9 protein-coding genes are annotated in these 12587 nt (G+C 70.5%); 4 read left to right on the forward strand and 5 right to left on the reverse strand.

The genetic code is table 11. The features are described 5' to 3' along the window. Positions 1 to 25: 25 nt before the first annotated feature. From ACFZBU_RS20105 to ACFZBU_RS20115, 3 genes are all read right to left on the reverse strand, one after another. Positions 26 to 703, reverse strand: a complete 678-nt coding sequence (locus ACFZBU_RS20105; protein WP_391584964.1) for a class I SAM-dependent methyltransferase — start codon at positions 701 to 703, stop codon at positions 26 to 28. Continuing rightward, positions 696 to 1628, reverse strand: coding sequence for an SRPBCC family protein (locus ACFZBU_RS20110; RefSeq protein WP_391584965.1), 933 nt, complete (start codon positions 1626 to 1628; stop codon positions 696 to 698). Before ACFZBU_RS20110 ends, ACFZBU_RS20105 begins: the two co-directional genes overlap by 8 nt. 117 nt (positions 1629 to 1745) lie before the next feature. Further along, positions 1746 to 1940 (reverse strand): hypothetical protein, encoded by a 195-nt coding sequence (locus ACFZBU_RS20115; RefSeq protein ID WP_391584966.1) that lies wholly within the window; start codon positions 1938 to 1940, stop codon positions 1746 to 1748. A gap of 1215 nt (positions 1941 to 3155) precedes the next feature. On the opposite strand from ACFZBU_RS20115, the gene ACFZBU_RS20120 reads away from it, so the two are divergent. Both ACFZBU_RS20120 and ACFZBU_RS20125 read left to right on the forward strand, forming a co-directional pair. Continuing rightward, positions 3156 to 4070 (forward strand): RimK family alpha-L-glutamate ligase, encoded by a 915-nt coding sequence (locus tag ACFZBU_RS20120; protein ID WP_391584967.1) that lies wholly within the window; start codon positions 3156 to 3158, stop codon positions 4068 to 4070. 16 nt (positions 4071 to 4086) lie between these two features. Then, positions 4087 to 4929, forward strand: coding sequence for a RimK family alpha-L-glutamate ligase (locus ACFZBU_RS20125; protein ID WP_391584968.1), 843 nt, complete (start codon positions 4087 to 4089; stop codon positions 4927 to 4929). A gap of 272 nt (positions 4930 to 5201) precedes the next feature. Here ACFZBU_RS20125 and ACFZBU_RS20130 read toward each other — a convergent pair whose 3' ends face one another. Then, positions 5202 to 8465: a BTAD domain-containing putative transcriptional regulator gene (locus tag ACFZBU_RS20130; protein WP_391584969.1), complete on the reverse strand. Its 3264-nt coding sequence runs from the start codon at positions 8463 to 8465 to the stop codon at positions 5202 to 5204. 285 nt (positions 8466 to 8750) lie between these two features. On the opposite strand from ACFZBU_RS20130, the gene ACFZBU_RS20135 reads away from it, so the two are divergent. Both ACFZBU_RS20135 and ACFZBU_RS20140 read left to right on the forward strand, forming a co-directional pair. Continuing rightward, a complete protein-coding gene (locus tag ACFZBU_RS20135; protein ID WP_391584970.1) occupies positions 8751 to 9971 on the forward strand; it encodes a hypothetical protein in 1221 nt (406 codons plus the stop codon). Between the two features lie 47 nt (positions 9972 to 10018). Next, positions 10019 to 10363 (forward strand): hypothetical protein, encoded by a 345-nt coding sequence (locus ACFZBU_RS20140; protein WP_391584971.1) that lies wholly within the window; start codon positions 10019 to 10021, stop codon positions 10361 to 10363. A gap of 8 nt (positions 10364 to 10371) precedes the next feature. On the opposite strand, the gene ACFZBU_RS20145 is transcribed toward ACFZBU_RS20140, so the two are convergent. Next, positions 10372 to 12525 (reverse strand): ATP-binding protein, encoded by a 2154-nt coding sequence (locus ACFZBU_RS20145; protein WP_391584972.1) that lies wholly within the window; start codon positions 12523 to 12525, stop codon positions 10372 to 10374. Between the last annotated feature and the right edge of the window lie 62 nt (positions 12526 to 12587).

Consider the following 12587-nt stretch of genomic DNA (forward strand, 5'->3'; position numbering starts at 1 on the left):
GCGCGCAGCGCACGCGGCCGGCCGGCTACACCCGGGCCTCGAACAGTGCCACCGAGCCCCGCACGGTCAGCCGGTAATCGGTGAACCTGGCGGCGAGTTCGGCCTCCAGGTCGGCCAGCGCATCGCCCCGGTTGTCGAACGTGCCCTTCTCGTTGAGCTCGTCCAACAGCTTCCGCGCGCGCTTGCCGTGCGCGACACCCGTCGCCAACACGGTGCTGCCGAAGATCCGGCCGCCGGGCACCACATGGGCACGTGCGTGGTCGAACACCTTCGCCTTGTGCGCCATCCCACCCGGGAGACAGTGCAACAGGAAGTTCAACCCCGCCGAGTCGAACCGCTTCCCGTCGAGCTCGAACGGGGAGAGCACGTCACGTTCGAACGTGTCCGGCCCGAACCGACGCAACCGGGTGGATGCCTTGGTGAGCACCGTCGGATTCAGATCCACCAACGCGATCTGCGGACTGGGCGAACGGTGCCGGCAACGATCGAGGAAGAACCCGGTGCCCGGCCCCAGATCCAGGTGCCGCGCACCGATGTTGCGGTCGTACCCGGCCAACATCTCGGCGCGATCGCAGCGCCAGACCCATCGGCAGATGACCCCGAGCACCACGAGGTCGTACAGCGACAACCAGCGCCGCGTGTACGTCGCCGTCCCGGCGAGGATGCGATCCCGAGTGGGGCCGGCCTCCGCATGCTCAGACACCGGCACGCTCCTCGGCAAATGCCTTCGCCAGCCGCAGATTCGACATGCTGTTCGCGCTGAGCACCCGACGCAGGTACTTGCGGGCGTCGAGCACCGACGTGCCCGGGCCCAGGATCGACAGCGCGGACGGATCGATCGTCGCGGTGTGCCTGGCGGCGAGCACGAAACCCTCACGCGTGGGGGTGAACCGCCAGTGACCGGTGTGGCCGGTCAACAACTTGGGCAGGTGGATCTGCTTGTACACGATCAATTCGCCCGGCAGGCAGACCCGTACCGACCGAGTGGTATGCGCGGAACCGTCCGGGGTCTCGGTGTCCATGTCGAAGAACTGGATGTTCGGGACGCGCTCCTCCAGCACCAACCGGGAAACGTGCGGAATCCGCTCCGGCCACTTGTCCGCCTCGTACAGATAGGCGTAGGCGTCGTCGATCGAGCCCGCCACGAACAACGGGTCCTCGAAATCGACCGCCAGATCCCGCTGCTCCGGCGTCTGCTCGGCGGCCTCGACCAGGCCCGCGAAGAACTCGCCCGACTCGCGGTCGACCCGCTCCGCGTCGAATCCGCCCTCGCCGAGCGCCGCCTGATCCACCGTCACCTCGGTGGACGAAGCGGACAGCGGACGAAACGTCCACACCCCGCGCGATCCGGCCGCCGGCGGCTCGGCCGGCTCCCACTCGTACTCGATCCGCAGCGCTTCCCGGTCGAACCGCCAACTCGCCTGCCACGTCCGTACCGTGTGCTCGTCGAGCACCCACCAGTGCCGGAACGACTCCGCTCCGTCCCGGACGCCCAACGACTGCGCATGCACCGAAGGACGATGGAATTGCGACCACTCGCGCAGCTCCGCGAGCAGATCGAACACCTCGTTCGCCGGCGCGGCGACCACCGCGGTATGCCGGACGACACCCTCACCCACAATCGGCATATCTGATATCCCTCCACAATTCGGCGGCAGCACAGCATTCCCAGCACCGAGCCTCACGGCCCCCGCTCGAATCCGCGTGGAACATCACTGGAAAACCGCCGCGCCCACCGACGACCGTCAGCCGGGCGCGATCGCCTCGATGACGTCGTCCGTGACGTCGTTGCGGGTGGCGGGGTCGCCCGGCAGGTAGATGCGCCACTCGCCGTCGGGAGCGGACGGGTCGGCCGGGGCCGGGATCAGGCGTACGTCCAGGTGGTCCCCGACGGTGTCCTGCCAGCGCTGGATGGCCCAGCGGGCCTGCACTTCGTTCATGGCTGCCTCCACGGCTGCGTCGATCGACACCGGGATCGAGTCTGCCGGCGGCGATGCGCGACCGCCCGGGTCGCCGGCGGGATCGGGTTGCCGTGCTGCAGGTGCGGCCCGGAGATCGGACCCGGCGGGCGGCGGGAAGCGCCGGAAGTACGGCAGCCGATGGCCGAGTTGGCACTGTCGGGGTGTTTCGAGACATGGCACGGGATGTCCTGGAGGGCCGCGAAGGCGTTCGATTTCGCGTCGACCGGGGTCGATTGGGGTGGCGGGTAAGGGAAATCGGGGTCGGGGGAGGGGGAATGTAGGGGTTGTTCGGCTTCGGGTGAGGGTTCGGATGCTCCGGATGGGTATCGAAGGAGCAGACGGTGCGCGTCGTGCGCACCACGGCGACTGCGCCGGAGACCGGGACGACCAGGAGGACGTGGCCATGACGCGGATCAGGATCGTCAAACGCCCCGTTTCCCCGCGGCCGCAGCCGCCGGCGGATTTGCGAACACCGTCCGGGCGTCCGCTGCCGTATTGACGGCGATGGGGACTCGGCGTGGACCGCCGGACCCCGGGATCACGGTCGCGGGGCGCGGTCGTTGATCGGACGGGCATCGGACGTTGATCGACGCGCGGGACACCGGCGCGTCCACGCGGCCTCGGCCGCGCCCGGTGTGCCGGCCGGATGCCTGTGCCGGCGCGCCGTCCGAAAAAGGAACCGCCCGATGTCCGCCGTGCCCGCCCGTCGCCCATGGCCCGACCCGGGCGTTCCGTGATGGGCCGCATCGACGCCCGACGCCCGATCCGGGCACCACGCGCGGTGGTCCCCTGTCCGCCCGCCCGCGGTGCGCTCCGCGCTGCCCGTACGGCCCGCCCCGAGCTTGGCCGAGGGCCCGATCGCTTCGCCCGGCGCCGCCCGGTGCCACCCCGGCCTGCCCGGCGCCTCCCCGGCCCGCCCGGGCCGGTGCATGCCTTGACCTGCTCTATGCCAGGCGCCCGAGCGGAGCACCCGATTCCTCTCTACTCTTGACCTGATGACGAATCGCCCCCCAAATGGCCCATGATGGTGGTCAACCGTGGAGTTTGGTGGGGTGTGTGCCGGTCGTCCACGGCGCGCGTGGCATGCTGTGCCGTCAATGTTCTGCCGGAGGGGGAACGGCGGCCGTCCCGGGGGGATATCGGATGAAAATGGCCTTGGCGTTCCTCGTTGAGGAGCAATACCGCCTCGATGGCATGCCGCTCGATGTAGTCCGGCAGCTCGACGCTTGGGGGCATCACGTCGACATCGTGCGTCCCGGCAGCTCGTTGATCGAACTGTCCGACCTGATCCGGGCAGGCTCGCACGACGCCTGGGTGCTCAAGACGGTCTCCGGCGGGCCGGGGTTGAGCATGCTGGAGGCCGCGGCGGCGCTCGGGCTCACCACGATCAACGACGCGCGGGCGATTCGATCCGTCCGGGACAAGGCGGTGGCCGCGGTGATCGCGCGCGCCCACGGGCTGCCGATGCCGGTCACCTACTTCGCCGCGGTGCCGGAGTTGCTCTCCGCTGTTCCCGCGGCCTCCTATCCGCTTGTGGTCAAGCCGGCCGGCGGCAGCTCCGGACGGGCCGTGCACCTGGTGTCCACGCCCGAGGAACTGGCCCGATTGGGCGCGGAACTCACGGGCGAGGGACCGCTGTTGGCCCAGGTTTATGTCCCGAATATGGGCAATGACCTGAAAGTTTATGCTGTTTCGGGCGAACTGTACGCGACGGTTCGGCGCTCGCCACTGCATCCCGAGCATTCGGTCCGGGAGAGCCGGGTGCCGCTGCCGAGCGGAACGGCCGCGCTGATGCACCGGATCGGCGAGGCATTCGGGCTCGATCTGTTCGGCGTCGACATCATCGAGGGACCGGACGGGCCGATGGTCGTGGACATCAACGACTTCCCGAGTTTCCGCTGCGTGCCGGACGGGGTGGCCCGGGTGGCCCGCGCGGTGCTCGACCTCGCCGCCGCCGACAGGGGAGTCGGTACGGCGCCGGCCGCCGACGTGGCCGTGATCGCGAATGCTCCGGCCCGGACGCCGCTGCGCCCCAGGGCCGTGGCCACGCCGGCCCACGCCGGTGCGGGTGCGATCGTCGACGCCGCGCCGCCCGCGTACGTCGGCTGACGGGGCGCGTGCGCACGTGCTGAGGATCTGCCTCGTCACCGATCGTCCCGACCACCCGCTCCTGGCGGACGCGCGTGCCTTGTTGACGCCCCGTCATGAGGTGAGCGCGCTCGACCCCGACACCGTCACCGACCGACACCCGATCAGCGCCGACGTCTACCTGCTCAAGGCGCGCACCGCCAAGGCGCTCGCGTTCGCCGAGCGGGCCGAGCGACACGGTGCTCGGCTGATCAACTCTGCGGCGGCCACCCGTGCTTGTCAGGATCGGGTGCGCATGGCCGAGCTCGCCTGGGCGGCCGGGCTGCCGTTCCCGGCCACCACGGCTTTCGCCTCGCCCGCCCGGCTGCTCGCGACCGATCCGGTGTTTCCGCTGATGGTCAAGAGCCGACACAGCCGCCGCCACGACCTGGTCGCCCGGGTCGACGACCTCGACGCGCTGCGCACGATGGCCCGGGAGTGGCCGGACGAACCGATCGTGGCCCAGGAGTTCGTCGACAACGGCGGTTGGGACCACAAACTGTGGGTGGTCGACGGTCACGTCTTCGCGGGCCTGCGCCGCACCGCACTCGACGGCCCTGCGGAAACCAAGCCGATCGCGCCGGAGGATCTCCCCACCGGATGGTTGTCCCTGGCTCGCCGGGTGGGCATCGCCTTCGGCCTGGACGTCTACGGGGTGGACATCCTGGAGGTGGACGGCGTCCCGTCCATCATCGACGTCAACGCGTTCCCGGGCATGCGAGGGATGCGCGGAGCGCCGGAGGCACTCGCGGCGTTGGCCGCACGGGACGGAAATTCGGACAGGACGGAAAAGAGGATCGAAGCGCGCTATTCCGCCTTCCGGGTCTCGGGCGCAAAGTGAGCCAATAGGGCGAAACCAGTTTGCTGACGAACCCTCAGATATATATGTTGCCGCTGAGGTGGCAAAACGTCGCGTGAACCGCGGTCGCACTGTTAACGTTCGCGATGCGGAACTCGGAGACTGCTCCCCGTTTCCGCGAAGGCGAAGCATTTCCGAAAGGCTTTGGTTTATGGCTGATCTGTTTTACCTGCCCGCGACGTTCATGATGGACGTCGGTCAGTTTTGGGCGGCCCTTGGTCCCTGGTTCTTCCCCGGTCTCGTGTAACTCGGCATCAGGGGCCGTCGGGGTCGGCGAGCGCGTTGCGCGCCTCCTCGGCCTCGGCGGCGCCCAGTCGTTCGTAGAGGGCCAGTGCCGACGACCAGAACGGGCGGGCGGCCAGTGCGCCGTCGAGGGTCTCGGTGGTCCGGGCCAGGCCGGCGAGCGCGTGGGCTTCCTCCAACTCGGTGCCCATTTCGTGGGCCAGTTCGGCGCTCGTGCGGTACGCGGCCCGGGCGCCCGCCGGATCGCCCAGGTCGAGGTGGGCCCGGGCGAAGCCGGCGGCGGCGCGTTGCCGGTGCAGCACGTCGCCGATGCGCTCGGCGATCGCCCGGCCCTGGCCGAAGTGCGCGAGCGCCTCGCGGGGAGCGCCCATCGCCAGACGGGCCAGGCCGCTGTTGATCTGCGTGTCGGCCTCGCAGCGCAGATCGCTGATCTCTCGGTAGATGTCCAGCGCCTGCGCGTAGCGCTCCAGTGCGCCGACGGGATCCCCGCGTGCCAGCAGAACCTGGCCGAGATTATTCGTGAGTATCGCGAATTCGGCGCGGCTGTTGCTGCGGCGGGCCACCTCTAGGGATTCCAGGTAGTACCGCTCCGCGTTGTCGAAGTCGTTCTGCAGGAAATACAATTCGCCGATATTGTTGAGGATTTTGGCCAGTTCGCGGCGCTCGCCCAGAGATTCGTAGATATCCCGTGCGGTGAACAACCGGCTGGTCGCCTGTTCGTATTTCCGCAGGTGCCCGAGGGCGACCGCGAGATGCAACAGAATACCGGCCCGACCGTGTGGATTGTCGATCTCGCGGTGCACCGCGAGCGCACGATCCAGGTGATGCAACGCGGCCGTGAAACGACCCGCGCGCACGTGCGTGGCGCCGAGTTCGGCGAGCGCCTCGGCCTGGCCGCGCAGATCCTTCGCGTCCTCGGCCAGTGCCAGGGCCTCGGCCCCGTCCGCGAAGGCCGCTTCGTGCGCGCCCAGGCGCCACTGGATCGACGCGCGCTCGATCAGCAGATGTGTCTCCGCCCCGGGCTCGCGGATGCCGGCACGGCGCCACGCCGCCAGCGAGGTGGTGTACAGGTCACGGGCGATCTCCCACGATCCCCATTGCAGCAGCGACCGGGTCAATACCTCCGGCAGGAAACGGATGTGCTCGGGCGACTCGGTGCCGGCCAGTCGCGTGGCGGCCACCAGGTTCGAGCGTTCGCGGCCGAGCCACTCCTCGGCCTCCTCGGCAGTGGTGAACGGGGCCTGCGCCCGATGCGCGGGCACCGGTACCAGCCCCGAGCGTCGGCCGTGCGGATAGGCGAGCCGGTCGGCCTGATCGGCCAGGTCCAGATACAGGTCGAGTACCCGCCCTACCGCGTCGGCGCGTTCGCGATCCGGCTCCTCGCGGTGTGCCGTGTGGAGCGCGAAGTCGTGCACCAGGTCGTGGAAGCGGTAGCGGTCGTGGGCGGGTTCGTCCAGGAGATGCGCCTCCACCAACTCGTCGATGCCGCGTCGGGTTTCGTCCGCCCCGAGGCCACACACCGCCACCGCCGCGGGCCAGGACGGGTCGGGACCGGGATGCAGGGCGAGTCGGCGGAAGACCGATCGGGCGGCCGGTCCCAACTCCGCGTAGGACAGGTCGAACGCCATCGAGATGCCCGGCGGCGCGTCGATCACGTCCAGCCGCCGGGGCGCCTCGGCCAGGCGCGCGGCCAGATCGCGCACTCGCCAGGCACGATGGCGGAAACGATTTGCCGTGAGTTGCACCGCCAACGGATGATTTCCGCACCGGTTCACGATCTCGTCGACCAGCGCGCGGTCCGCGTCGTCCAGCCTGCGCGACTCCTCGGCGATCCGGGTGAACAGCGCCGCGGCGTCCGCGGTGTCGGGCACGTCCAGGGACAAGGAGCCGGCGCCTTCGAGGTCGGTGAGTCGGCGCCGGCTGGTCACCAGGACCCGGCAACTGGGGCTGCCCGGAAGCAGCAGGCGCACCTGCGCGGCGTCGCGGACGTCGTCGAGCACGATCAACGCCCGCCGGTCGGCCATCTCCCGCCGCCACTGCGCCGCCCGCAGGTCCCGGGTGAGCGCCAGGTGTTGCGCCGGCATGCCCATCGAGATCAGCAGCGACCCGAGCGCCTCGGTCGGTTCGATCGGCGACTCGTGCGGGTCGTGTGCATGCAGGTTCAGATACAACCGGCCGTCGGGATAGCTCGCCCGCATCCGGTGCGCGGCGTGGATCGCCAGACAGGTCTTGCCCACCCCGGCCAGGCCGGAAATGACCGTGATCGGCAGCGCGGTACCGATGTCGTCCTCGCGGAGCAGCCGGGCCAGTTCGGCGGTACGGCCGATGAAGTGGCGGGTGTCGCGCAACAGTGTGTCGGGCGCCGTGGCGGGCGCCGGGCCGGCCGGCAGCGCCCGGACCCGTGATTCCCGACGAGCCTGCGCGGGCACCGACAACGCCGGGTCGCGGTGCAGCAATCGGGTGTGCAGTCGCTGCAGGTCCGGGCCCGGATCCGCGCCCAACTCGGTGCTCAGGCGGGCCCGGGTTCGCCGGTAGGTCTCCAGCGCCTCGCTGTAGCGCCCGCACCGATACAGCGCGAGCATCAAATCGGCCACCACCGGCTCGGCGACGGGGTGCCGCGCGGCCAGGTCCCGTAACTCGCCCACGACTTCGGCATGGCGGCCCAGGCCGAGTTCGAGGTGGATGCGCCGCTCGCGGATCTGTCTGCGCTGCTCCTTGAGTTTGCCTCGCATGGACTCCAGCCACAGGCCCGGCAACCCCGCGAACGGCTGGCCGCGCCACAGTTGCTCGGCCGCGCGCAACAGGTCGGCCGCCACTGCCGGATCCTCGGTGGCGCCGGCCTGTTCGGACAATCGGCGAACGCGGCGGAAGTCCACCGCATCGGCATCGACCAGCAGCCGATAGGTCCGCGAATCCGAGGACAATCGCACGCCGTCGCCCGCGGCGCGCAGTCGGTTGCGTAATCGGGAAACGTAGCTGCGCAGGGTCTCGACCGAGGTGATCGGCGGCTCGTCGTCCCACACCCGACTGATCATCGTGTCCGTGGAGACCGCGGCGCCTTCCGCGCTCAACAGAACGGCCAGTACGCACCGTTCCTTGACCGATCCCAAGGAGTGCTGTGTGCCGTCCACCCAGAATTCCATCGGGCCCAGCACATGGATCGACAGCACCGCGTCATCCCCCCACCCCAGTTCTCCTGGCCGACGCGCCCCCGGTGCCGAGGTGTCGTCCAACCACTGTGGCACGTTCTGCCACAGCGCCACCAGAAGCGACACCCGCAATTCGACCGGAAATCGCCTATGCGTGACGGCTCATTCCGCTTGGCCGTGTGTGCACCGAGCCATTGCAGAGTCATTGCAGTAGGCCTGCAAGGAATTCATCCGGTGAGTCGGGGATGTCCATGTTGTCGACGGTGATTCACCGTATCGACGGTATCGGCTCGATCCACGGTGTCGACCGAACCGACCGAACCGACCGAACCGGAAGAACCAGCCGAACCAGCCGCCCGGCCACGGGGGAACGGGGCCCGTCCGGTGGTGACGACGCTCATGGAGGCATGGATGACGATCATGGCAGGCGACAGGAGACCCGTACCCGTCCGACCGGACGCGGCGCGGTGGACGACCCGATCGGCGGTGCGGGGGGTGCTCGTCGTGGTGCACAACGTCACGTCGGGCCAACGCTTGATCGAGGCCGTTCGGCTCCTCGAAGGGGATTTGCGCGTAGAGGTGTTCTTCACCATGGCGCCCACCGTGTTCTCCGCGGGCGTCGAGGAATTCCTGGACCGGCTCGGGGCCACCACGTTGCCGTGGCAGCGCGCGGTGGACATGCGGTTCGACCTCGCGTTGGCCGCCGGGCACGGTGGATTGCACGAACTGAACGCGCCGGTGGTGGTGATGGCGCACGGCGCGGGGCACAACAAACTGGTCTCCGCCCCGCGCCGTGGGCGGGCGGTCGCCGCCCGAGGCACCTATGGGCTTTCCGCGCAATGGCTGATCCGGGACGGCCGGTTGGTGCCGGCCACCATCCTGCTCGCGCACACCGAGGAGCTGACCCGGCTCGGCACGACCTGCCCGGAGGCGGTGGCCGCGGCCGTGGTCGCCGGCGATCCCAACTACGACTGCCTGGTGGCGAGTCGCCCGGATCGGGCGCGCTATCGTGACGCGCTGCGGATCGGCGCCCGACAGCGACACATCGTGGTCACCTCGACCTGGGGCGGCAACTCGCTGCTCGGCCGCACTCCCGAGCTGTTGCATCGCATGACCACGGAACTGCCTCGCGACGCCTATCGGGTGACGGCGCTGATGCATCCGAACGTGTGGAGCGGGCACGGCGGCTGGCAGGTGCGCTCCTGGCTCGCCGACTCGTTGCGCGAGGGCCTGACGCTGATCCCGCCGGAGGACGACTGGCGGGGTGTGCTGGTCTCGGCGGACTGCGTGGTCGGCGACCACGGCTCGCTGAGTCTGTACGGAACGGCCACCGGGGCACCGGTGGCGCTGGCGACCTACCCGGAGGCGGACATCGATCCGGCCTCGCCCCTGGGCGAGCTGGCCGAGTTCGCGCCGCGGATCCGGCATCGCCGATCGATGCTCGCGCAACTGGCGCGGATCCCCGAGGAGTTCCGCCGGGAGGACTACGCTCGGGTGGCCACCCGGATCACCTCCCAGCCGGGTGCCTTCGCGCGGAACACGCGCGGCCTGATGTACCGCCACCTCAAGCTGAAGGCGCCTGCGAGCCGGCCCTTCGCCCGGGTCGCCGATCTGCCCGGACCGCTCCGATGACGCGGCCCGCCGGATGCCCGGGGGAGGCGGGATCGGTCGATCGTGACGTGCTCACGGTCACCGTGCTGATCCGTTCCGGCGACGGCCGAGTCACCCTGGACGAACACACCCGGACCGAACTGCCCGGTAGCGACGCGGCGTTGGCCGATGTCGTGGTGGTCGCCGAGGACGGCCCGCCGTCCTGGACCCGATTGCTCGACCGGGACCGCGAGTTGGCCTCGGCGCATCCCGGCGCCCTGGTCACGGTGATCGCCTGCGGACCGGATCTGGCCCTGGTGCGGCTCGGCTCCTCGGCACCGGGCGCGGCCCGGCGCACGAACACCGCCGCGGTGTGGCCGGTCTGCGCATCGATCCTGCACGCATTGACCGTATGGGAGGTGGCCCCGCGCTGAATCGCGGATCACCCCGGCGGCCCGAGATCGCGCAGCCGCGCGCGAACGACCTCGGCCGCCGGGGTCCGCACCGTGCCGTACGACTCCAGAGCCTCGGCGTACAACTCCCGTGCCCGATCGAGACGCTCGCGCCGCTCGGCCGATTCGGCCAGTGCGGACAACACATGGGCCGCCTCCACCCGGGCCCGGTGCCGGCGAAGCACCTCCAGGGCGGCGCTCAGCCGCACGTCCGCCTCGTCGTACCGGGCCGAAGCCGACAACGCGCGGCCGATCAGCGCCTGCGCCCGAGCGGCGTTGTACTCGTCGCCCACCCCAACCAGTTCGGACCGGGCCGCCTCGGCATATTCGACGGCCCGGCCCGGCAGTCCCGAGCGCAGCGCGACGTCCGCCCGATTGAACCGGGCCAGTGCGGCCGGGCGATCGTCGCCCAGCGCCCGACACCGCTCCTCGGCCTCGCGGAACGCCTCCGCCGCCTCGTCCAGTCGACCCAGGCGAAGCAGCGCCAGACCCGTGTAGTTGCGGGTGCGAGCGGCTCCGACCGCGTCCCCGGAATCCACGCACACCCGGCTCGCCTCGGTGAACATCCGCAGCGCCGCTTCGTGGCCGCCGGCGCTCAGTTCGCACAGTCCCCCCGAGGTCGACATCCGTGACTCGGCCGCCGGATCGGCACACTCGCGCGCCGCGCGCAGACCGATCTCGTGCGCCGTACGAGCCTCGTCGAAGTACTTGCCGCGCAGGAACAGCGGCCACAGCGCATCGGTCAACTGCCACGCGACGTCCGGAAGGTGCGCCCCCGCGGCGCTGCGAATCGCGGCCAGCAGGGTGACCCGATGCCGCTCCAGCCAGAGCAATGCGGCGCTTTGGTCGGCGAATTCCACCCTCGGCACGTCGACGCGGGCATAGGTGCGCGTCAGCGAGGCGTGCTGGGGTTCGAGCAGCACCTCCGCGCCGGTGGCCGTGGCGAGGTAGTGATCGAGTATCGCGCGCAGCGCTTCGGCGCGCTCGGGGGCCGGGCGTTCGCACATCTTGCCGACCGCGTGCAGTCGGATCAGATCGTGAAACCGGTAGCGTCCGTCGGCGGCCTCGGTGAGCAGGTTGCGATCGACGAGGGCCTCCAACACGAGTTCAGCGGCATCGGGGTCGCAGTGCTCGCCGGCGCCGAGCACGGCGGTGGCGACGATCGGCTCGAAGTCCGGCCCGGGATGCACCCCGAGCCCCCGGTAGAGCAGGGCCGCGGCCTCGGGCAGATCCCGATAGGACACATCCAGCGCGGCCCGGACGGTGTGGTCCCCGTCCAACGCGAGCGCGTCCAACCGACCCCGCTCGTCGGCCAGCGCCCGCACCATCGTGGTGATCGGCCGGTTGGGCCGCGCCGCCAGCCGCGCCGCGGCCACCTGGACGGCGAGCGGGAGTCGCGCGCACAGGTCGACCAGCTCACCGGCCTGGACCGGCTCCTCGCCGACCCGGTGGTCGTTCATCGTCGCCGCGAGGAGGTCCACCGCGGCCTGCCGATCGAGCGGTTCGAGGTGCACCGGCACGCCGCCGTTCACCAGCAGCCCGGACAGCCTGCTGCGGCTGGTCACCACCGTCACACTGGAGCCGGCCGGCAACAGCGGTCTTACCTGGGCCGCGGTGGCCGCGTCGTCCAGCAGTACGCCCAACCGGCGCTGCGCGGTCAACGACCGGTACAGGCCCAACTGTTCGGCGGGATCCCGCGGCACCTCGCCCGCCGGCACACCGAGTCCGCGCAAGAAGCCGCCGACGATCTCGGTCCACTGCGCCGGCGGGCCGCCGCCGTGCCCGCGCAGGTCGGCGTACAAGCGTCCGTCGGGGAACTCCTCGCCCAGGTCGCGCAGTCCGGCGACGGCCAGCGTCGTCTTGCCCACTCCGGGCATGCCGCTGAGCAACACGATCGGGCCGCCGTCGACGCGGAGCAGGCGGCGCAACTCGCCCAGTTCGCGGAGCCGGGCGATCATCGGCGGCCCGGGCGGCAGTTGCCAGGGCACGACCGCGACGTCCGGACGCTGTACCGAGAAGTGAATGCCGCCGTGCACGGTCCGGGCCTGCACACTCGGGCCGTACACGGTGCCGCCGAGTTCGTTGTGACCCGTATCCGAGGGACGAACCGGCCCGCCGGCGCGCCCGTCGTCGATCTCCGACACGTGCGCCCCCGTCCGTCGCGGTCGGAACCGCCCTCGCGCGTGGCCGAACCCGACCCGGTGGC

It is taken from the genome of Embleya sp. NPDC008237, assembly GCF_042956465.1.
Taxonomy (GTDB): domain Bacteria; phylum Actinomycetota; class Actinomycetes; order Streptomycetales; family Streptomycetaceae; genus Embleya.

Coding starts and splice junctions, on each gene's coding strand:
- ACFZBU_RS20110 (WP_391584965.1), bottom strand. CDS start 1,628: ATGCCGATTGTGGGTGAGGGTGTCGTCCGGCATACCGCGGTGGTCGCC.
- ACFZBU_RS20115 (WP_391584966.1), bottom strand. CDS start 1,940: ATGAACGAAGTGCAGGCCCGCTGGGCCATCCAGCGCTGGCAGGACACC.
- ACFZBU_RS20120 (WP_391584967.1), top strand. CDS start 3,156: ATGCCGCTCGATGTAGTCCGGCAGCTCGACGCTTGGGGGCATCACGTC.
- ACFZBU_RS20135 (WP_391584970.1), top strand. CDS start 8,751: ATGACGATCATGGCAGGCGACAGGAGACCCGTACCCGTCCGACCGGAC.